This window comes from Streptomyces sp. Tek67B01 (genome assembly GCF_055231995.1).
Genome location: NZ_JBUYUY010000001.1, coordinates 1,124,986 through 1,146,124 on the forward strand (window position 1 = coordinate 1,124,986; position 21,139 = coordinate 1,146,124).

Here is a 21,139-nt window from a genome sequence, read left to right on the forward strand (position 1 = left end):
GACACAACAACCAAGGAGAGACAACCATGAACGACTCGACGACCCAGCAGTTCCTCGTGGTGGCCAACGACGAGGAGCAGTACTCCCTCTGGGACACGGACCGGCCCGTTCCGCTCGGCTGGCACGGCCAGGGCTTCCAGGGCACCAAGGACGAGTGCCTGGCGCACATCGACCGCGTGTGGACCGACATGCGCCCGCGCAGCGTCCGCCTGGCCGCGGCCGGCTGACCGTCCCCCATCCGCCGTCCCACTGATCACCGCGGCGCCGCGGCGCCCGGGCCCCCGGGGGCCCGGGCGCCGCGGCGCGCCGAGGAAGGACCGAAGAACCGCCATGAATCCGCCCACGCCACCCGTGTCCCCGGCCGAATCCGCGCAGTCGCCTCGGCGGCTGCTTCCCCTGATCACGCTGGTGGCCGTCTCCGGCGTCTCCTCCCTCGGCGTCGCGATGACGCTGATCGCCGTTCCCTGGTTCGTCCTGCACAGCACCGGCAGCGGCGCCCGCACCGGCGTGGTGGCCGCGGCGGAGATGCTGGGCCTGCTGTGCTCGGCCGTGCTCGCCGGCCCCGTCGTGGACCGGCTGCCCGCGCGGGCCGTGAGCACCGGCGCCGACGTACTGACCGCCGCGGCCCTGGCGCTCGTTCCGCTGTTGCACGCCCGGAACGCGCTGCCGCTGCCGGCCTTGGTCTGCCTGGTCTTCGTCGTCGGCGCGGCGCGCGGACCCGCCGACACGGGGAAACAACTCCTGCTGACCGGGGCGATGGAGAGCGCCCGTGTCGGGGCGGAGCGGGCGACCAGCGCCGTCGAGGGAGCCCGCCGGATCGGCATGATGACCGGCGCCCCACTGGCGGGGCTGCTCATCGCGACCGTCGGACCGGTCCGGACCCTGAGCGCGGACGTGGCCGCGATGCTGCTCTGCGCCCTGCTCGTGACCTTGCTGGTACCGGCCGCCGGCGGGGCCGGCGCCGGGGCTCGGGGGGCGTCCTCGTACGTACGGGACCTGCGCACCGGCTGGACGCGGTTGCGCGGCGACCGGCTGCTGCGGGCCATGACGACCGTCCTGCTGGTCACCAACGCGCTCGACGGAGCGCTGAACGGAGTGCTCTACCCGGCGTACGGCACGCGCGTGCTGCACAGCAGCTCACTGTTCGGGGCGATGGTCACGGCGATCGGGGCGGGCGCGCTGCTGGGCGCGGCCCTCTTCGGCTGGACCGGTCACCGCCTCCCGCGCCGGGCCCTGTTCGTGGGGGCCTTCGTCCTGGTGGGCGCGGTGCGGTGCGCCGCCCTGGCGGCCGAGCCGGCGCCGGGGGTGCTGCTGGCGCTGCTGGCCGTCTCCGGGATCGGGTCGGGGGTCGTCGGGCCGCTGATGATGTCGGTGGCGTACGAGCGGGTTCCGCGGGACGTGCGCGGGCGGGTCTTCGGCCTGCTCGTCGCCTGCGCCCTGGCGGCCACCCCGCTCGGCATGCTGGGGGCGGGTGTGCTGCTGGACCACTGGGGGCTGACCTGGTCGTTGGTGGCGACCGGGGCGGTCTACCTGGGGGTCACGCTGGCGCCGTTGGTGCTACGGGTGTGGCGCCAACTGGACATACCGGTTTCGGCCGGGCCCGAACGGGAACGGGCCAAGATCGCGGTTGCGGCACCCGTCCCGACTTCGAGCCATTGAGCCGTTCATCCCGTTTCGATGAGTTTTGCCACCCCTCACCTTAACGCCAGGCAGCTTGATGAACGCTTGAACGCGCTCTCAGCGGCCCCCGGGGACGGCAGAGTTGGTTTCGCAGGACAAGGACCGGCGCGGTTCACCCACGAGGGGGACCGCGTCACCACCAGACCACCTTCCTGGGGGGAACCCAATGCTGAAGCGCTACCTTCTCGCCGTCACCGTCACGGCCGCCGCCCTGCTCGCGCCGGCCGGCGCGGCTTCGGCCGACACCGGCCCGGCCGACCCGGCCGCCACGGCGGAGGCTCCCGCCCCGGCCCCGCACCACGTGATCGTGCGGAGCACGACCAACACGGGCACGGAACGGGGCAAGACCCCCACCGACAGCTCCTGGGGCGGCTGACCCGCACCCCGCAGGACCAGCGGGGGTGCACGTACAGGGAGGGGCCGCCTCGTCGAGGCGGCCCCTCCCTGTACGTGCACCCGTACGTCCGGCCGTCGGGATCGACGGGCCGGGCGGCTCAGACCGCCGGGTCGCGGAGCCGGGTGACGGCGTAGCGCACGCCCGCGGTGAACTCGGCCCGGCGCGACCAGTACGCCGGGACGTACAGCACCTCCCCCGGGCGCAGGCGGCACGCGAAGGACGTGGGGCCCGGCCCGGTGTCCGCCGCGGTACGCGTACGGGACAGCCGCCAGGTCGCGGCGCCCGCGATCTGGTGGACCAACAGGTGGTCTGCGGTGTCGGCGCCCGGCCGGACCGCGTGGGCGGCGTCCCCCTCGTCGTCCGCGGTGTCCACGGCGACGGTGCGGACCGAAAGCCCGGTCAGGCAGCCCAGTCCGGCCGTGAGCAGGCCCAGTTGGGCGGTGATCAGCTCCGGATCGCACTCCCCGGGCTCTTCGACGAGGGCGGGATGGTCGTTCTCGGGCCACAGGATGCCGGGGGCGCGCCCGAGGTGGACCGACAGGAAGAGACCCAGCTCCCGCAGGTGCAGCGCCGCCGGTTCGTCCACGGGGCGACGCCCCGACCAGCACCCCGTGGATCCGTCGTCCGGCATGTCCATGTACCCGTCCCTTGACTCGCGCCGATCGGCCGCTTTTCGGCGTAGGCCGCCTCCCGGCACGGCACGCGGGCGACGGACCGTCAGCTCACGGCTCTCATCGGGGAAGCATCCGGCACGGGGCCTGGCGGGCACCAGACACGTAAGCGCGTTCCCGGATTCGCGCGACTGGAACTCCAGCGCCGAGGGGGGTCACTCCTCGGGCACGTCGACGGCGGCGAGGTCGGGTGCGGCCAGGTCCGGGCCGGCGCCGAGCAGCCCGCGCATGGCCGCCGCGACCCCCGCCTGGAAGCGGCTGCCTGCGCCCAGTTCCTCCATGATGTCGGCGATGTGCCGGCGCGCGGTACGCAGGGACATGCCGAGCCTCCTCGCGATGGCCTCGTCCTTCAACCCCGCGCCGAGCAGCTTGATGATCGTCTCGTGGATCTCGCGGGCCACTTCCTCCAGCCCCTGGCCCGCCGCGTTGGAGAACGGCGTGGCGAGGTCCCACGTCTGCTCGAAGATGGAGCAGAGGTAGGCCACGGTGGAGGGTTCACGGATGACCACCGCCCCCCAGCTGCCGTCCTGGGCCGGGATGAAGGCCAGTTCACGGTCGAAGACGATCAGGCGGCCGAACAGCTCGTGCGCGGTGCGGTACTCCGCGCCCAGGGCCGAGGCCGCGGCGACATAGGCCTGGCTGGGGCCGTTGAACCGAGCGGTGTGGTGGTAGAGGCTGCGGATGGATATGCCGCGTTTCAGCATGGCTTCGTCACGGCGCAGCGCCTCCTGCATGGCCTCGGGCACCCGGCTGCCGCCGCCCGGTTGCGAGGTCAGCATCTCCCTGACGCAGGCGTCCGAGGCCCGGTTGAGGGCGCCTCGGACATCCTGGAGGTTCTCCAGGACCTCCAGGGACTCGCCCGTCGAGCGGCGCTGGAGGTAGTGCGGTTCGAAGCGGCCGAGTTCGGCGCGGATTCCGCTGATCATCCGCTCGCGCTCGCGGATCTGCACCTCCAGCGGCGCGACGAGTTGCGACGCGGCGGTGTCGGGCGCGACGGCGAAGGCCACCGAGGCGTCGTCGGCGGACGTGTGGAGCAGGTGGGCCCGGCGCAGCCGCTGCGTGCTGCGGCGGACCTCCTCCGGGTCGCGGCCGGTCGCCGAGGCGATGGCTTCCACTTCGAGACTCCGGTGTTCGAGCACCCATCCGTAGACGTCCAGGTCGGCGTCCTCCAGATCGGGCACCAGGTCGGAATCCACACTTGCACCATTTTGCACTTTTTACCCCGGGTCGCTTTGCTGCCAGGCATTTTGGTGAGGTGCCCGCCCCCTGGCCCCAGGATAGACAAGACGAAAGTCTGTTCCTACGGAACGCGGCGGCCCCGCCGCCCCGTCACCACGCGCCCGAGCGACCCGAGGAGCAACGCGATGCGCCCCCTGCCCCACCGCGGACTCCCTTTGCCCCACCCGGAGTCGACGCCTCCACCGGTGCCCGCGACCCTTACCGCACCGACCCCGCGCCCCAGCGCCGACCCCGTCGGCGCGACCCCGACGAGGGCCGCAACCGGCCGGCCGAATGACGGGATTTCACACCGGGCCGCCGGTGCGACGCTCCCGTCCGGACGGCGGGTGCGCCTCTCGCCGTGTCCTGTCACCGCCCCGCACCACCCCACACCTCCGGAGAACCCCGTGCCCGACACCGCCGTGAACACCGTCACCCTCACCCCGCGCGAGCGGGAGGTCCTCGCGTACCTCGCGCAGGGGGACACGTACCGCATCATCGCCCGCCGGATGGGGCTCAGTCCGCACACCGTGGACACCTATCTGCGCCGGCTGCGCAGCAAGACCGGGGCCGTCAACCGCACCCAGCTCACCCACCTGGCGTTCCAGCTCGGCTACGGCTTCGGCTACTGAGCGGCGGCCGGGACGGAGGGCTGCTCCTCGAACTCGCGCATCCGCCGCAGCGGTGAGCACACCAGGACCAGGGGGGCCGCCGACAGCGCCGCGGTGAAGATCCACAACGCGGTCCGGACGCCGAACAGTTCGCCGAGTACGCCGGCGAGCACACCGCTGACCGGCATGACCCCCCACACCAGGAAGCGCATGGTGGCCGTCATCCTCCCCAGCAGGTGCGGCGGGCAGACGGTCTGCCGGTAGGCCACCTGGCAGATGTTGTACACGGTGACTCCGGCCGATTGGACCAGCGATCCCAGCACGAACAACGCTATGCGCCAGTCGTCGCCGGCCCACGGCAGGAGGAGCCCGAACGGCATCGTGACCAGCAGCGACAGCCAGGTCAGCCGGGCCGCTCCGACGGCGCGCGTCAGGCGCTCCGTGGCGAGCGCGGCGAGCAGCGAGCCGACGGTGGCCGTGGTGAGCACCCAGCCGACCGCCGCGGGCGCCAACCCCACGGTCCGGGTGAGGAAGAGGACTTCGACGGCGAAGACCCCGCTCAGGAACAGGTTCACCGAGGCGGTGCTCAGGGCGATGAGCCGCAGGACCCGGTGTCCCAGTACGAAGCCCAGGCCCTCGCGGATGTCGCGCAGCAGGTGGCGCCGCCCGGTCGGGGCGGGTCGCTCCTCCCTCACCCCGATCCGTCCCAGGAGGACGGCGGAGGCCAGCGAGGTGACGGCCTGACCGGCGAGGGTGCCGACCGGTCCGAACAGTTGGACGAGCAAACCCGCGACACCGGGCCCACTGAACTCGGCGGCCGAACGCACCGTCTCCAACTTGGAGTTGCCGCTGATCAGGGTGGACTCCCCCACCAGGGTCGGCAGGTAGCTCTGGTCGGCCACGTCGCCGAACAGCCGGGCGCAGCCCAGCAGCAGGGCCACCGCGTACAGCAGCGGCACGGAGTGCAGGTCCAGTGCGTACGCGATCGGCAGCCCGGCCAGCAGTACGGTGCGGGCGAGGTCGGCGGCGATCATCACGCTGCGCCGGCGCATCCGGTCGACCCACGCACCCGCGGGCAGCCCGAGCAGCAGGAAGGCCGCCTGTTCGGCGGCGGCCAGCAGGCCGACCTCCATCGCCGAGGCGTGCAGGGTGAGGACCGCCATCAGGGGCAGGGCGACGTAAGTGATGCTGTTGCCCAGCTCGTTGCAGATGTGCGAGGACATGAACAGGCGGAAATCGCGCCGCCGCCGGCGTTCGAGGGCGGGCGGCTCGGCCGCGGGGCTTGACGGGGGCACGGACGCGGACGCTGGTTCCGCGGCGGGGACGGGCACCTGGGGGTTCCTTTTCCGGAGGGGAGGGGTCGGGGGTGGGTCCGCGTCAGCGGGACGCGGCGGCAGCGGCGGCCGGGCGGGGCAGTGCGGGCAGGGCCCGCGGATCGAGCTTGCCACCGGGCGTACGGGGCAGTTCCGCCAGGACCACCACATGGGCGGGAACCAGATGTCCCGGCACCCGGTCGGCGAGGTGGCCGCGCAGCCCCGGCGCGTCGAGCGTGCTGCCCGGAACGACCGTCACGTAGGCCGCCACCTGGGGTTCGCCGTGGTCACGCACCGCGCGGGCGACCACGTCGAGGACATCGGGGTGGGCGGAGACCGCCGCCTCGACCTCCTTGAGCTCCACCCGGAAGCCGCGGATCTTGACCTGATCGTCCGCGCGGCCCAGGAACTCCAGCGTGCCGTCCGCCGCGCGCCGGACCCGGTCGCCAGTGCGGTACATGCGCTCGCCCGGAGTACCGGCGAAGGGGTCGGCGACGAAGCGCTCCGAGGTCAGCGCCGGCCGGCCGTGGTAGCCGCGGGCCACGCAGTCGCCGGCCAGGTACAGCTCGCCCGCCGATCCGGCCCCGGCCTCGGCCAGCGCCTCGTCCAGGACGTACGCCCGCACGCCCGCGAGCGGGGTGCCCAGCGGGATGACCTCGTCGCCGGTGAAGGCCGAAAGTCGCTCCGGTCCGGCCTCGAAGGAGGTTGCGGTGATCGTGGATTCGGTCAGGCCGTAGCAGCTGACCACGGGCGGACCGCCCGCGGCGGCCCAGCGCTTGAGGTCGGCGGTGCGTCCGGCGTCACTGCCGATGACCACCCGGCGCAAGGCCGCGGGCAGGGGCCTGGGCCGACGCTCCAGGTCCTTGGCCCACTGGGCCCAGTACGGGGTGGGCAGGTTCACCACGCTCACCGCGCGTTCGGCCAGGAAGGCTTCCAGTTCGGCGGGCGAGAGGACGTTGTCCTCGACGAAGACGGCCGAGCCTCCCGTGCACCAGGTGGGCAGCGCCTCTTCCAGCGCCACGTCGAAGGCGGGCGCCGCGAACTGCAGCACCCGGTCCGCCGCGGTCAGTCCGTAGCGCTCCGCCAGGACCGCGCTCTGGGCGGCGAGACCGCGGTGGGCCACCGCCACGGGCTTGGGCTGCCCGGTCGACCCCGAGGTGAACAGCACGTAGGCGAGCGAATCCGGATCGCACCGCACCGGCTCGGGCAGTTCCGTCCGCTCCCCTTCCTCCAGGGCCCGTGCGCCGGTGTCCGCCCAGAACAGCTCACGACCGCAGCGCCGTTGCAGGACGGCTGCCGCGAGGTGCCCGGGGGCGCCCGCGTACCGGGTGCCGGCGGCGCGGGTCAGCGTACGGAGCCTCTCGTCCGGGGCGTCCAGGTCCACCGGGAGCAGCGCGGCGCCCGCGTACCAGATGCCGAGGACGCCGACCGCCCAGTGCGGGCCCCGGCGCACGCCGAGCAGCACGGTGTCCTCCGGGCCCGCGCCGGCTGCCCGCAGCTCCCGGGCGAGGGCGCGGGCCCGGCGGTCGAGCAGGCGGTACGTCAGCTCGCCCTCGGGCCCGCGTGCCGCGGTCGCTTCGGGGGTGAGGCCCGCCTGCCGCGCGATGCTGAGCGGTACGGGGGGCGCGGTGCGGGTCATGGTGTTCTCCAGGTCGGTACGGGTGGCTCGCGGCCGGGGCCCGCAGGCCCCGGCCGTCGAGCGGTCGGACGGGTGGGGCGGCCGGTCAGGCGTGGTCCCGGGCGCGCGGGCGCAGCGCGGGACGGGCGGAGCGGGCGGGTCCGGCCGCGGCGGCCGCCCCGGCGGCGGCGATGCGACCGCCGAGTCCGGCGGGGGTGGGGGTCTCGAAGAGGTCCCGGATGGTCAGCTCTACACCGCATTCGCTGCGGACGCGGCCCATGAGCCGGGTGGCGAGCAGGGAGTGCCCGCCGTGCGCGAAGAAGTCGTCGTCCGGGCCGGCGCCGGGCAGGCCCAGCACCTCGGCGAAAATCGTGCAGACCGTCCGCTCGGCAGGGGTCGCGGGGGCCCGGCCGGCGGGCCGGGCCACGGTGGCCGGGTCGGGCAGGGCCTTGCGGTCGAGCTTTCCGTTGGTGGTGAGCGGGAAGGCGGGCAGGGCCAGGAACATGGCCGGGACCATGTAGTTCGGCAGGGCAAGTCCCAGGGCGGAACGTACCTCCTCGGGCGTGGGAGAGCCGGTGTAGTAGGCGATCAGCCGCTGCTGCCCGGCGTGGTCGCGGTCGACGGCGACCACCGCCTCGGTGACGCCCGGGACGCCGCGCAGCGCCGTCTCCACTTCGCCGAGCTCGATGCGGTTCCCGCGGATCTTGACTTGGTGGTCCTGGCGGCCGAGGAAGTCGAGCTGGCCGTCCGCACGGAGCCGGGCCAGGTCGCCGGTGCGGTACATCCGGCTGCCCGGCTCGGCCGCGAACGGGTCGGGTACGTAGCGCTCGCTGGTGCGGCGGGGATCGCGCAGGTACCCGGGGCCCACGCCGGTCCCCGCGATGAACAGTTCGCCCGGGACGCCCGGCGGCACGGGGGCGAGGCCGGGATCGAGGATGTACAGGCGGTTGTTGCGCAGTGGCCGGCCGACGGGCAGCCGCCCGTGTTCGAGCAGGGCGCCCACGTCGTGGCCGATGAACGCGTGGGTGTTGTCGTCGGAGCACTCGGTGAGGCCGTAGGCGTTGACGATCGCCGCGTCCGGGTGGCGGGCGTACCAGCGTTCGCACAGTTCCGGCGGCAGGACCTCGCCGTTGACGATGAACCAGCGCAGGTCGGGGAGGGCGGGCGGGACCGCACCGGCGTCCCAGAGGTCCACCGCCGCGCGGACGAAGGAGGGCACCGTCTCCAGCACGGTGATGCCCTGGTCCGCCGCGTCCGCGAACAGTACGGCCGGGTCCCGGGCCGTGTCCCGGCTGACGAGGTGCACCCGGCCACCGCTGATCAGCGGGGCGAGCATCTGCCAGACGGAGATGTCGAAGGTCAGCGGGGCGTTCATCACCACCCGGTCGCCGGGGGTCAGTTCCAGGTCGTCCAGTTTGGCGAGCAGGTGGTTGTTCATGCCCCTCCGGTGCACCATGGCGCCCTTGGGCTTGCCGGTGGAGCCGGAGGTGAAGCAGACGTACGCGAGGGCGTCGGGGCCGCCGGCGAGGGGGGCACGCGTCGCCGGGGCCGTGTCCTCCGTGTCCTCCGTGTCCGCCAGGGTCAGCACACGGACGGCTCCCGCGCACGCGTCGGCGATCTCCCGGGCCCGTTCCCGCTGGGCGGGTGCCGCCAGCAGCCAGCCGATCCCGCCCGCGCCGAGCAGGTCGGCGGTGCGGCCGACGGGGCCCTCGGGGTCGAGCGGTACGTAGGCGGCGCCCGCGCCCAGGATGCCGAGCAGGGCGACGGGGACGGCGGCCGTGGGCTCGCTGAGGACCGCGACGAGGTCGCCGGCGCCCACGCCGGCTTCGAGCAGCCGCAGGCTGAGCGTGTCGGTGCGGGCGACGAGCCCGGCGTAGCCGATCTCCCGGCCGCGGTCGTCGGTCACGGCCGTCGCCCCCGGGTTCAGCTCGGCCTGCTCCCGTACCCGCTCGACCACTTCGGCGTAGTCCTCGTCGCGGGCGGTGTCGTTCAACTCCACCAGCACGCGCCGGCGTTCGGCGACGGAGAGCAGGTCCAGCGCGCCGACGGGCAGGTTCGGTTCCCCGACCACCGCTTCCAGGAGGCGGACCAACCGGTCGAGCATGGCCCGGGCGTGCTCCGCGCCGAAGACGTCCGGGCGGTAGTCGATCTGGAGGCGCAGCCGGGCGCCGGGGACGGCGGTCAGAGTGAGCGGGTAGTGAGCGGCGTCGTGGGGGTCGACATCGACGACGCGGAGATCGCCGGCGGAGAGGGCGGCCAGTCCGTCGGCGTCGACAGGGTAGTTCTGGAAGGCGACGCAGGAGTCGAAGAGTTCCCCCGCCCCGGCGAGGCGCTGGACTTCCGCGAGGCCGAGGTGGTGGTGCTCGATCAGCGCGGCCTGCTCCTCTTGGAGACGTCCGAAGAAGTCGACGAGGGGCTCGGCGCGGTCGATCCGCACCCGCACCGGGACGGTGTTGATGCACAGCCCCACGATGTCGGCGACGCCGGGCAGCTCCGGGGAGCGCCCGCTGACGATGGCGCCGAACACCACGTCCTCGGAGCGGATCTGCCGGCCGAGCAGCAGGGCCCAGGCGCCCTGGAGCACGGTGCCCGGCGTCAGCCGGTGGGCACGAGCCAGTTCGCCCAGCCGGTCGGTGGTCGTCTCGGTGAGCTGGGTCTCCACCCGGTCCGGGAGTACGGATCCGGGGGGCACGGACACCGGCGCCGTCCGGGTGCCGCCGGCGAGGCCGGCCAGCGAGCGGCTCCAAGCGGCCCGTGCGGCCTCGGTGTCGCGGGTGTCGAGCCAGCGCAGGAAGGCGGAGTAGGGGGTGACGGGCGCGGGCGCCGGGGCGTCGGGTCCGGCGGCGTGGGCGGCGAGCAGTTCGCGGACCAGGACGGGCCAGGACCAGCCGTCCATCAGGATGTGGTGGTAGGTGAGCAGCAGCCGGTGACTGTGGGGACCGGTGCGGATGAGGGTGAAGCGCAGCAGCGGGGGCCGGGCGAGGTCGAAGCGGCGGGCCCGGTCCTCGGCGAGCAGGGTGTCGAGGGCGTGGCGCAGGGCGGGGCCGTCGAGAGCGGACAGGTCCTCGTCCCGCCAGGGGACGTGGACGTCGCGCCGGACCACCTGGGCGGGTTCGCCGGAGGCGCGGCGCAGGAAGCCGGCGCGGAGGTTGGCGTGCCGGGCGAGGACACCGTCGGCGGCGGCCCGCAGCCGGCCGGCGTCGAGGGGCCCGGTGAGTTCGAGGAGCAACTGGGCGACGTAGACGTCCCGTTCGCTCTCGTCGAAGAGGGAGTGGAAGAGGATGCCGTCCTGGAGCGGGGACAGCGGCAGCACGTCCTCGACGCGGGACCGGACGGAGTCGGCGGACGGCTCGGTCGGTGGGCGGTTCATGGCGGTTCCTCCGTGGTGCGGTGCGGTGCGGGACGGGACGGTTCGGGGGGAAGGGCCGGGTCGGGCCGGGTCGGGGGGAACGGCCGGGTGGGTCAGCCGGTTTGCGGGCGGCGGGGGCGGCGGACCACCGCCGGTTCGTCGGCCGGCGCGCCCGCCGTGCCCGCCGCGCTCGCGGCCAGGGACCCCGCCAACTGCTCCACCGTCGGCGCGGCGAAGAACGCACGGATGCCCACGGTCGTCCCGAGCGCGGAGCGGACCTCGGCGAGGAGCCGGGTGGCGAGGAGCGAATGGCCGCCGAGGTCGAAGAAGTTGTCGCGGACTCCGATGCGCTCGTAACCGAGGACGGACTCCCACACGGCGCACAGGGCGCGCTCGATGTCGGTCCGCGGGGCCACGTGGGCCCGGTCGGGGGCTGCCGGGCCGGGAGCGGGCAGGGCCCCCGTGTCGATCTTGCCGTTGGGTGTCACGGGGAAGCGGTCCAGCAGCGTGATCGTGCCGGGCACCATGTAGTCCGGCAGGGCCCCGGCGAGGTGTTCGCGCAGTGCGGCGGCTCCGGGGGCCTCGGCGCCGTCGGCCGGCACGACGTAGCCGGCGAGCGCGGGGCCCGCGGGACCGGCCACCACGGTGACCGCGGCCTGTCCCACCGCGGGGTGCGCGGCGAGCACGCTCTCGATCTCGCCCGGTTCGATGCGCAGACCGCGGATCTTGACCTGCCGGTCGGCCCGGCCGAGGTACTCCAGTTGTCCGGTCGCGTTCCAGCGGGCGCGGTCGCCGGTGCGGTACATCCGTTCCCCCGCGGGCCCGTGGGGGCAGGCCACGAAGCGTTCCGCCGTCAGCGCGGGGCGGCCCAGGTAGCCCTGCGCCAGGCCGCTGCCGGCGATGTAGAGCTCGCCGGCGACCCCCGGGGGGACGGGGTCGAGCCGGTCGTCGAGGACGTACAGCCGGGTGCCGTCCAGGGGCCGGCCGATGGGGACGCGACCCTCGGGGACCGGCACGCCGGGCGCGACGGGGAAGGTGGCCGAGAAGGTGGTGGTCTCCGTCGGCCCGTACGCGTTGGTGACGGTGGTGTCCGGGCAGGCCTCGCGCACCCGGCGGACCATGGGCGGCGAGGCGGCCTCGCCGCCGGTCATCACCTCGCGCAGCGAGGCCAGTTCGTGCAGGTGCGCGTCGGCCAGCACGTTGAAGAGGGTCGCGGTGAGGAAGGTGCCGGTGACCTTCCGGTCGGCGATCAGGCGGGCGAGTTCCGCGACGTCCAGGTCCCCGGGCGGGGCCACTACGACGAGTCCGCCGTTGAGCAGCGGCACCCACAGTTCGTAGGTGGAGGCGTCGAAGGCGTGCGGGGAGCGGAACAGCACCCGCTCGTGGGCGCCGCCGCGCCAGCGGCCGTCCCGCGCGAGGGCGACGACCTCACGGTGCGGGACGGCGACCCCCTTGGGGGTGCCGGTGGAACCGGAGGTGTACATCACGTAGGCGAGGGCGTCCGCGTGGCCGGGGCCCCGGACGGCGGTGCGCGCGGAGCGGACGGGCTCCGTACCCGGTCGGGGCCGCAGCACGCGGCCCACACCGAGGGCCTCGACGAGCTCGTCGTCGGGCCGCGCGGAGTCCGTGACCAGTACGGTCGCACCGGCTCCGCCCACGACCGCGGCGGACCGTGCTCGCGGGGCCCGCGCGTCCAGCGGCAGGTAGGCGGCGCCGGCCTTCAGCACGCCCAGGCAGGCGGCGATCAGTTCGACGGAGCGTTCCATCAGCACGGCGACGGCGTCGCCGGGGCGCACCCCGAGGTCCTCCAAGCGGTCGGCGATCGCGTCGGAGAGCAGGTCGAGTTCCCCGTACGTGGCCTCGCGGTCGGCGCAGACCACGGCGGTGCGTCCGGGGTGCTCCGCGGCCCGCCGCGCGAACAGTCCGTGCACGGTCGAGCGGTGATCCTGTGGCTGCGCGGGACCGGCCGGGCGGCCCGCCAACAGCTCCGCGCGTTCCTCGGGTGCGAGGACGTCGAGGGCGGCGAGGGGCGCGGCGGGCTCGTGCACGGCGGCGGCGGTCAGCCGTACCAGCCGGTCGAGGAGTCCCTGCGCGGTGGCCGCGTCGAAGAGGTCGCTCGCGTATTCCAAGGCCAGTCGGATCCCGGCGGGGGCCCCGGTGGCGGGGTCGCGCCGCTCGTCGACCTCCAGGGTCAGGTCGAACTTGGCGGTCGCCGTACGGACCGCCTCCACCCGGGTGAGCAGGCCCGGCAGTTCGGGGTCGGGGCCCGCGCCGCGCTGTCCGGCGACGGCGACCTGGAAGAGCGGGTGCCGGGAGGCGGAGCGGGCCGGGTTCAGTCGTTCGACCAGGGCCTCGAAGGGAACGTCCGGATGGGCGTGGGCGTCCAGGACCGCATCGCGCACCCGGTCGAGCAGCTCTTCGAACGTCGGGTCCCCGGAGGTGTCGGCGCGGACGACGAGGGTGTGCACGAAGAGGCCGATGACATCGTCCAGGGCCTCGTCGTCCCGCCCGTCGACGGGGCAGCCCAGCGGTAGGTCGGTGCCCGCGCCGAGCCGGGTGAGCAGGGCCGCGAAGGCGCACTGCACCGCCATGAACGGTGTCGCCCGACGCGCCTGCGCGAGGTCCGCGAGCGCGGTGTGCAGGGCGGGGTCGAGGAGCGCGGTCACCAGCGCTCCGCGGTGGGAGGCGACGGGCGGCCGCGGCCGGTCGGTCGGCAGCTCCAGTTCCTCGGGCAGTCCTTCCAGGACACGGGTCCAGTGCGCGAGCTGCCGGGCGTGCAGGGACCCCGGATCACCCGCGTCCCCGAGCAGTTCCCGCTGCCAGATCGCGAAGTCCGGGTATTGGAGAGACAGTTCGGACCACTTCGGGTCCTCGTCGCGGACCCGGGCGGTGTAGGCGGCGGCGAGGTCCCGGACCAGCAGGTCCAGGGACCGGCCGTCCCCGGCGATGTGGTGCAGGACCAGCAGCAGGTAGTGGTCCTCGTCCCCGTGGGCGAACAGGTGGGCGCGCAGCGGGATCTCGGCCGTGAGGTCGAACGACTGCCGCAGGGCCGCGGCGACGAGTCGCTCGCGCTCCCCTGCGGTGCAGGGGGTGACGGGCAGGTCCGGTCTGGCGGCTCCGGCGGCGAGGACCTCCTGTCGGGGGCGGCCCTCCTCGTCCGGGAAGAGCGTCCGGAGCGCTTCGTGCCGGTCCGTGACGTCGGCGAGGGCGCCGCCGAGTGCGTCGCGGTCGAGCGTGCCGTGCAGCCGCAGCCCCACGGGGATGCTGTACTGCGCGCCGTCCTCGCCGTCGCGGCCGAGGAACCACAGCCGCTGCTGGGCGTGGGACAGAGGGATCACAGCAGTTCTCCGAGCTGGGATTCGAAGTCGTCGAGGTCCGCCTGGCTGATGTCGGCCAGCGACACGTCGGACGGGGTCAGTCCGGCCGCGCCGGGCCGGGTGGTGTGGCGGGCCAGGGCCCGCAGCATGGCGAACCACTCCTCGGCGAGGGCGCGGACGCGATCCCCCGGGTAGGCGTTGCCGGCCCAGGTCCAGGTGGCGCTGAGGGTCAGTCCGTCCGGCCCCTCGTGGGCGGCCGCGTTGACCTCCACGGCGTGGGCCATCGGGAAGCCCTCGTCCGCGTCGTCGAGGGCGAAGGCGTGCCCGGGGGCGGCGGACCAGTCCCCGTCGTCGCCCATCGGGAAGCGGCCGAGGTAGTTGAAGCCGATCTCGGGGATTCCGCGCCGGGCGAGCGCCGGGCCGGTGCACGAGTTCAGGTGGCGCAGCAACCCGAAGCCGATGCCCTTGTCGGGTACGGCGCGCAGCTGCTCCTTGACCAGCCGCAGGGCGGCGCCCAGGGCGGGGCCGGCGGCGCGGGCGTCGGCGAGGTCGGTCGGTCCCAGGTCGAGGCCGACCGGGTAGACGGTGGTGAACCAGCCGACGGTGCGGGACAGGTCCAGGCCGTCGACCACGTCCTCCCGGCCGTGTCCCTCCACGTCGACGAGGACGCGCCCGCGGGCGGGGTCGTGGGCGGCGTCCTCCTGGGCGCCGCCGGGGAGTGCGCGGCGCCAACTCAGCACCGCCAGGGCCAGCGCGGTCAGCAGCACGTCGTTGACGGTGCCGTTGACCAGGCCCGGGGCGGCCGTCAGCAGGGGGCCGGTGAACTCCGGTGGCAGGGTGAGCACATGGGTGTTCCGCTCGGCCTCGGAGTCGAGGCCACCGGGTTCGCGCACGCCGGCCAGTGGGGCGGCGGCCGTGCGCAGCACGTCCTCCCAGCGGGCGGCTTCGGCCATCCGGCGGCCCGAAGTGGCTTCGGCGCGCAGCAGGTCCGCCCAGTGCGCGAACGGGGTGTGCACCGCGTCGGGTACCGGGACGGCGCCCTCGGCCAGGGCCGCCCAGCAGGTGCGCAGGTCGTCCTGGAGGATGCGCCAGGACACCCCGTCGACGGCCAGGTGGTGGACGACCAGGGCGAGGCGACCCTGGCGTTCGGCGCCGCGGTCGAGGAGTACGGCCCGCAGCACGGTCCCGTCCCGGGGCGAGAGCAGCCCCCGGGCCGTCCGCATGTGGCGGCGCATCAGGGCGGGCAGTTCCTCTTCGGCGACGGCGCGGGCGTCCACCCGCTGGACGAGCCCGGCGGCGGCCACCGTCCCGGGTTCGGGGATCTCGGCCGCCGGCACCGGCGTCGCCAGGCCATCGGGCAGCCGGAGCCGCAACACGTCGTGGGTGTCGAGCAGGGCCTGTACGACGCGTTCGGCCGCGGGGGCGTCGAACCCCGCCGGCGTCCGGACCACCAGCGACTGGTTGTAGCTGTCGACGGGGCCGTCCAGCTCGCCCAGCCACTCCATGATCGGGGTGGGGGTGAGCGGGCCGAAACGTCGCGGCGGCTCCACCGGCCCGCGCTGCCCGCCGGCCCGGTCGTCGGTGCGGGCCGCGGCGGCGAGGACGCTCACGCTCTCGCTGCGCAGCACCTCGCGGGTGGTGACGACCACGCCCGCCAGGCGGGCCCGGCTGACGACCTGGATGGCTTGGATGCTGTCGCCGCCAAGGCCCGTGAAGCTCTGCGCGGGGTGGACCGCGGGCAGGCCCAGGACTTCCTCGAACAGCGTGCGGAGGATGGTTTCGTGGTCGGTCACCGGGGGGTGTTCCCGGAGAGGGCGGCGACCAGCGAGGCCGGCCGCATGTCGGTCCAGTTCTGCTCGACGTAGTCCAGGCAGCTCTGGCGCCCGTCGGGTCCGTGCACCGCGGTCCAGCCCGCGGGGACGGGCTGGGCGGCCGGCCACAGCGAGTGCTGGAGCTGCTCGTTGCGCAGGACGGTGTAGGAGGCCTGGTCGTTCTCGAAGGGGTTGCTCATGGTCAGTCACCTCAAGGTGTGTGGGATCGAAAGGCAGGAAGGAAAGCAGAAGGAAGGACGGGTGGCGGGACCCGCGGGGGCCGGCGGGCCGCGTCGTCAGGGACGGGGCGCGGGGCCCACGGACAGGCGCACCAGGCTCCGGGCGGCGTCGAGGGCCTCGGTGACCCCCCGCGCCTCGGGGTGCCGGGCGATGAGGTGCCCGAGCCGGTCGGCGGCGTTCTGCGCGCGCCGGACGTGGGCACCGGGGGCGGCGGTGACCGTGACGGCCTCGATGTCCTCGCTCCGGGCAGCCGCCTCGACGCCTTCGACGGCCTCCAGGATCCCGTCGGCGTCGGCGAGCAGGAACTGGATGCCGGCGTGGCCCTCGTGCGCGGGCTTCAGCTCGGGCGGCAGTCCGACGGCCACCCTCAACTGCTGCTCCAGGAGCCGTACGCCGGTGGCCAGCCGGACCAGTTCGGGGATCATGCCGCCGGCCGGCCGGGGGTTGATCTCGATGACGGCGGGCCCCTCGGGGGTCAGCTTCACCTCGGTGTGGGTGGCGCCGAGGCGGACGTCGGCCGCTTCGAGGGCCGCGGTCACCGTCTCGGTGATCCGCTGCGCCACCGCGGCCGGGAGCGGCGCGGGGAACAGGTGGCGGTGCTCCACGAAGTGCGGGCTTCCGGTGACGGACTTGGCCGTGATGCCCACGCACTCGGCGCGCCCGTCCCAGGTGAACATCTCCACGCTGTACTCCGGCCCGTCGAGGTACTCCTCGACGAGTACGGTGCCCACGGTCGGCATCCCGCGGACGTTGGTGGTGACGGCGAGGATACGGGCGGCCTGGGCGGCGGCGGAGGCTTCGTCGGAGCAGAGCAGGACGTCGGTGGAGCCGGAGTCGTCGGCGGGCTTGACGACGCAGGGCAGTCCGGTGCGGGCCACGGCGTCGGCGATCCGCGCCGGGTCCCGGACGATCGCGTACCGCGGCTGGCGCACACCGGCGGCGTGCAGGGTGGCGCGCAGGGCGGACTTGTCGCGGCAGACGACCATGGCCTCCTCCGGGTTGCCGGGCAGGCCGAGCCAGCGGGCCAGGGCCGCCACGGCCGGTACGTAGAAGTCGCTGGTGGTGGTGACGCCGGCGATCTCCTCGCGGCGGAAGCGCTCTTGGACCGCCGTGCGCAGGGCGACCGCCGAGTTGGTGTCGCAGCGCACCACCTCGGCGCCGGTGGCGTCGAGCCCCCGGTAGCGGTCCGGGTCCGCGGTCAGCAGGACGGGTACGCAGCCGGTCTCACGGGCCAGGTCCAGGGCCATCATCCCGGTGCCGGTGGTGTTGGACTCCACGAACAGCAGGTGGCGCCGGATTCCGGCGGGCGCCTCGTAGTCCCTGCGCGACCAGGTGTGCGCGATCGTGTCGGCGGGGACGGTGGCCGGGCGGGTCGCGCGCGGCACCTCCCGAAGGGCGTGGGCGGCCCAGTGCGCCTCGTCGTACACCGTGTCGGCGTAGCGGTCGCCCCGGTCGGGCAGGATGCCGACGATGCGGGTGCCCGGTTCGGCACGCTCGGCGAGGTCGCCCAGCACACGGTAGACGGAACCGGAGGTGTTGCCGCCGAAGATCTGCTGCTCGCGGGCGAGGTCCCAGGCCGCCGCGAACGCCTCGTGGTCGTTGAGCCAGTGCACCTCGTCGACGAGCGGGCGGTCGAGGTTGGCCGGCAGCAGGCTGTTGCCCAGTCCGCTCTGCAGGCGCCGGGGTACGTCGGGCTGGCCGAAGAGGGCGCTGCCGACGCAGTCGACGCCGACCACGCGCAGCCCCGGCAGGGTCTCCTTGACGGCGCGGGCCGTGCCGCACAACGAGCCGCCGCTGCCGACCGCACCGGCCAGGACGTGGAACTCACCGAGGTCGTCGATGAGTTCGGCGGCGAGCCCGCGGTAGGCGCCGGGGTTGTCGGGGTTGGTGTACTGCTGCGGCCAGAACGCGCCCGGCAGTTCGCGCATCAGCTCGGCAAGCCGCTCCAGGCGGGCGCTTTGCCAACCGTGGCTGGTCATCGCCTCGACGATGTGCACCCGGCAGCCCAGGGCGCGCAGTTTCGCGAGGGTGACGGGGTCGATGCGGGGGTCGGTGACGATGTGGACCTCGTGGCCGAGCGCCCGGCCGACCAGCGCCACGCCCAGGGCCATGGTGCCGGACGAGCTCTCGATGACGGGGGCCCCGGGTGCGAGGACGCCGAGCCGGCGGGCCTCGAAGAGGATGTTGCGGGCGACGCGGTCCTTCATGGCGAACAGGTTCTGCAGTTCCAGCTTGGCGTATACCTCCACCCCTCGTGCCTCGCCCAGGCGGAGCCGGACCAGGGGGGTCCGGCCTATCGCGTCGGTGACGGTGTCGAACAGCATGGTCAGGTCTCCAGCTCGGGAAGGCGGTGGGGAGCGGTGGCGCCAGCCCCGGACGGCGCAGTGGCGGCGGGGAGGGCCGGTACGGGCTCTCCCCGGGCCGGGGTCCAGCAGTCGCCGGCTCCGAGCGAGCGGTGCACGGACACCTCCCCGCCGAGGGGGGCGCAGGCGGTCCGGATCCGGTCGGTCTTCGCGGCGAGCTCCGGGTCGCCGGCGTCCAGGAGGACGCCGAGCATGGTGCCGCTGTGGGCGAGCACCAGCCCGAGGCCGTCGACCTCGCGGCACACGGCCCGCAGGTCGTGGAAGCCGGAGCGGGCCCGCCGCGCGGCGTTCATCTCGGCGCTGCGGGTGGCGACCGCGCCCACCTCGGGCAGGTCGGCGCCGGCGATCGCGGCGGCGAGCCGGTCCAGCAGCCCGGCGTACTCGCGCCGTTCGTCCGGGCCGATCGCCCGGGCCCGGAGGTTGTGGGCGACCGTGTCGACCTGGCCGCCCTCGTCGTGGGCGACGACGGTGAGCGGGGGCAGGACCCCGAGCCGGCGGCGCAGGCGCACCTCGCGGTGGTGGAAGGCGACGATCTCGTCGTACATCACTCCGTCGGCCGGTTCGATGCCGCGCAGGAACGCCTCGGTGCGGGCCGGGCCGAAGGAGCGGCCGAAGGCGGCCCCGACGGCCCGCACGGTGGCCACCAGGTCGGCGGAGGAACTGGCCAACCCCTTGCCCTCGGGCAGCCCGCCACCGATCTCCAGCAGGCCGCCGCCCTCGACCCCGAGCGAGGCCAGGACCGTCTCGGCGACACGCCGGGACTTGCCCTTGTGGGCCGGGTGCACACGCACGCCGCGCTGTCCGGGCCGGTGGTGGAAGGTGGCCGTGGCCCAGCGGGCCAGCGGGAAGGTGACCAGGAAGTCCCCGTCCGGCTCCGGCAGCGCGCCTTGGAGCAGTTCCCCGAACGTGCCGAAGGCGTGGCCGACGGCGGGTGCGGGCGAGCCCGGTTCAGTGCCCGGACTGTACGTCGTCGCCGACGGCATCGTCGCCCTCCTCCGCTGCGGTCTCGCGGTCCTGCGTCCGGGCCGCTCCGTACAGCGCCCGGTCCCTCTCCTCGGCTCCGTCGCGAACGGCGCGGGCCCGCCGCGCCCAGTCGGCGCGCAGCAGTCGCAGCTCGTCCCGTTGGGCTTCGAGCAGTTCGCGTACGCGGGCGGGGCGGGCCGAGCCGGCGGAGACCATGCGTTCCAGCCCGAGGTCCACGTCGAAGGCGGCGTCGAGCAGGGCCTTGGGGGCGGTGAGGACGACTCCGTGGGCGGCGGCGGCCTCGGTGAGCAGGTCGGGTTTCCCGGGCGCGGGGGCGGCGCCGGCCGCGACGGCGAGCACGATGTACTTGCCGGCGATCACCTGTGCGGTGCGCCAGGGCACCTGCTCGGTGAGGGTGAGGGCGTTGGCCAGGCTGAAGCCGCCGAGGAACTCGCGCTCGCACACGGCGCGCATCGCGTCGGGGCGGAAGGCCGTCCTGCGCAGCACCTCGGTGAGCAGGCGGACGGTGCCGTGCGCCGAGTCGAAGGCGTTCAGCAGGTGGGTGCCGGCCTCCTTGGAGACCTCGACCAGATTGCAGAAGGGGGTGTTGCGCTGGCCGAGCAGCACGTCGAAGTGGAAGGCGGCCAGGTGCGCGGTGCGTCCCCGGATGCGTTCCAGGACCGGGTAGTTCTTCTTCTGCGGCATGGCGGAGGAGATGCCGGACAGTTCGTCGGGCAGCTCGATGAAGCCGTACTCGCTGCCGCCCCAGGTGAGCAGGTCGGTGGCGAAGCGGCTGAGGGCGGTCCCGAGGAGGCTCAGTTCCGCGGTGAGTTCGGCGCTCCAGCGGCGTGAGGCGACCGCCGTCAGGGCGTGCGGCTGCGGTCGGGAGAAGCCCAGCGACCGCGCCATCCGGTCGCGGTCCCACGGCAGTTCCTGCCCGGCCATGGCGCCGGCGCCCAGCGGGCAGGCGTCGATGCCGTCGTACGTCCGCACCAGCCGGCGCTGGGTGTGCAGGAGGTGCTCGGCGACCGCGGTCAGGTAGAAGCCGGGGGTGATGACCTGCGCGGCCTGGAAGTGCGTGTAGCCGGGCATCGGCAGTTCACAGGTGGCCTCGGCCAACTCCATTGTCACGGCGACGAGTTCCGTCAGCGCGTCCGCGAACCGGGTGAGCTGGTCGCGTCCGTACATCACCTGGGCGCAGGACTGGAGGTCGTTGCGGCTGCGGTCCACGTGCCAGTTGACGACCGGACGGGGCAGTCCCGCCTCGACGTGGCGTTCGAGGGCGAAGGCGATGTCCGACATGTTGGCGCCCGGTTCGGCGGTCAGGGTGTCGGCCCCCACTGCGTCCAGGCGGACCGCGATGTCCCGGGCCTCCCCGGTGGTGACCAGGTCCATCCGGGCGTACTCGGCGGTGAGGGTCTTCTCGATGGCGACGTAGTGGTGCAACAGGTGGCGGGATTCGAACCCGAACTGCGGGGCGAGCACCTCTTCGTGCAGCAGTTCGCTCGGGCCGCTGCGGATGCGGCCGCTGAGCGCGGCGGTGGGTCCCGTGGCTTCGCTCGTCACGTGGTGGGGTTCCGTTCTGTTC

The 21,139-nt window shown here is 74.2% G+C and carries 15 protein-coding genes; 4 read left to right on the forward strand and 11 right to left on the reverse strand.

Translation table 11 applies throughout. The features are described from left to right. Positions 1 to 26 precede the first annotated feature (26 nt). From ACV7NM_RS05235 to ACV7NM_RS05245, 3 genes are all read left to right on the forward strand, one after another. Positions 27 to 227 carry an MbtH family protein gene (locus tag ACV7NM_RS05235; protein WP_463409149.1) on the forward strand — a complete coding sequence of 67 codons (201 nt, stop codon included), beginning with the start codon at positions 27 to 29 and terminating at the stop codon, positions 225 to 227. A gap of 103 nt (positions 228 to 330) precedes the next feature. Further along, the gene (locus ACV7NM_RS05240) at positions 331 to 1,659 is read left to right on the forward strand and encodes an MFS transporter (RefSeq protein WP_463409150.1); all 1,329 of its coding nucleotides are present in this window, start codon (positions 331 to 333) and stop codon (positions 1,657 to 1,659) included. A 187-nt stretch (positions 1,660 to 1,846) separates the two neighbouring features. Continuing rightward, entirely contained in the window at positions 1,847 to 2,056 is a 210-nt protein-coding gene (locus ACV7NM_RS05245) for a hypothetical protein (RefSeq protein WP_463409151.1), read from the forward strand. A gap of 118 nt (positions 2,057 to 2,174) precedes the next feature. Here ACV7NM_RS05245 and ACV7NM_RS05250 read toward each other — a convergent pair whose 3' ends face one another. Together ACV7NM_RS05250 and ACV7NM_RS05255 are read right to left on the reverse strand one after the other, a co-directional pair. Next, positions 2,175 to 2,714 carry a hypothetical protein gene (locus ACV7NM_RS05250; protein WP_463409152.1) on the reverse strand — a complete coding sequence of 180 codons (540 nt, stop codon included), beginning with the start codon at positions 2,712 to 2,714 and terminating at the stop codon, positions 2,175 to 2,177. A gap of 189 nt (positions 2,715 to 2,903) precedes the next feature. Further along, positions 2,904 to 3,944, reverse strand: coding sequence for a LuxR C-terminal-related transcriptional regulator (locus ACV7NM_RS05255; RefSeq protein ID WP_463409153.1), 1,041 nt, complete (start codon positions 3,942 to 3,944; stop codon positions 2,904 to 2,906). Between the two features lie 429 nt (positions 3,945 to 4,373). On the opposite strand from ACV7NM_RS05255, the gene ACV7NM_RS05260 reads away from it, so the two are divergent. Next, complete coding sequence (locus ACV7NM_RS05260) at positions 4,374 to 4,598, forward strand: response regulator transcription factor (protein WP_240801517.1); 225 nt, start codon at positions 4,374 to 4,376, stop codon at positions 4,596 to 4,598. Here ACV7NM_RS05260 and ACV7NM_RS05265 read toward each other — a convergent pair. The 9 genes from ACV7NM_RS05265 to ACV7NM_RS05305 form a co-directional block, all read right to left on the reverse strand. Next, the gene (locus ACV7NM_RS05265; protein ID WP_463409154.1) at positions 4,592 to 5,872 is read right to left on the reverse strand and encodes an MFS transporter; all 1,281 of its coding nucleotides are present in this window, start codon (positions 5,870 to 5,872) and stop codon (positions 4,592 to 4,594) included. The genes ACV7NM_RS05260 and ACV7NM_RS05265 overlap by 7 nt on opposite strands. An 82-nt stretch (positions 5,873 to 5,954) precedes the next feature. Then, entirely contained in the window at positions 5,955 to 7,529 is a 1,575-nt protein-coding gene (locus ACV7NM_RS05270) for an amino acid adenylation domain-containing protein (protein ID WP_463409155.1), read from the reverse strand. Positions 7,530 to 7,614: 85 nt separating this feature from the next. Beyond that, on the reverse strand, positions 7,615 to 10,878 hold the full coding sequence (locus tag ACV7NM_RS05275; protein WP_463409156.1) for an amino acid adenylation domain-containing protein: 3,264 nt from the start codon (positions 10,876 to 10,878) through the stop codon (positions 7,615 to 7,617). Between the two features lie 92 nt (positions 10,879 to 10,970). Continuing rightward, a complete protein-coding gene (locus ACV7NM_RS05280) occupies positions 10,971 to 14,195 on the reverse strand; it encodes a non-ribosomal peptide synthetase (protein ID WP_463409157.1) in 3,225 nt (1,074 codons plus the stop codon). Continuing rightward, the gene (locus tag ACV7NM_RS05285) at positions 14,192 to 15,967 is read right to left on the reverse strand and encodes a condensation domain-containing protein (protein ID WP_463409158.1); all 1,776 of its coding nucleotides are present in this window, start codon (positions 15,965 to 15,967) and stop codon (positions 14,192 to 14,194) included. The genes ACV7NM_RS05280 and ACV7NM_RS05285 overlap by 4 nt, the downstream gene beginning before the upstream one ends. After that, on the reverse strand, positions 15,964 to 16,185 hold the full coding sequence (locus tag ACV7NM_RS05290) for an MbtH family protein (protein ID WP_463409159.1): 222 nt from the start codon (positions 16,183 to 16,185) through the stop codon (positions 15,964 to 15,966). The genes ACV7NM_RS05285 and ACV7NM_RS05290 overlap by 4 nt, the downstream gene beginning before the upstream one ends. Before the next feature lie 96 nt (positions 16,186 to 16,281). Continuing rightward, positions 16,282 to 18,549: a pyridoxal-phosphate dependent enzyme gene (locus tag ACV7NM_RS05295; protein ID WP_463409160.1), complete on the reverse strand. Its 2,268-nt coding sequence runs from the start codon at positions 18,547 to 18,549 to the stop codon at positions 16,282 to 16,284. A 2-nt stretch (positions 18,550 to 18,551) separates the two neighbouring features. After that, positions 18,552 to 19,571 (reverse strand): GHMP family kinase ATP-binding protein, encoded by a 1,020-nt coding sequence (locus ACV7NM_RS05300; RefSeq protein WP_463409161.1) that lies wholly within the window; start codon positions 19,569 to 19,571, stop codon positions 18,552 to 18,554. Then, on the reverse strand, positions 19,537 to 21,117 hold the full coding sequence (locus tag ACV7NM_RS05305) for a lyase family protein (RefSeq protein WP_463409162.1): 1,581 nt from the start codon (positions 21,115 to 21,117) through the stop codon (positions 19,537 to 19,539). The genes ACV7NM_RS05300 and ACV7NM_RS05305 overlap by 35 nt, the downstream gene beginning before the upstream one ends. Positions 21,118 to 21,139: the final 22 nt, after the last annotated feature.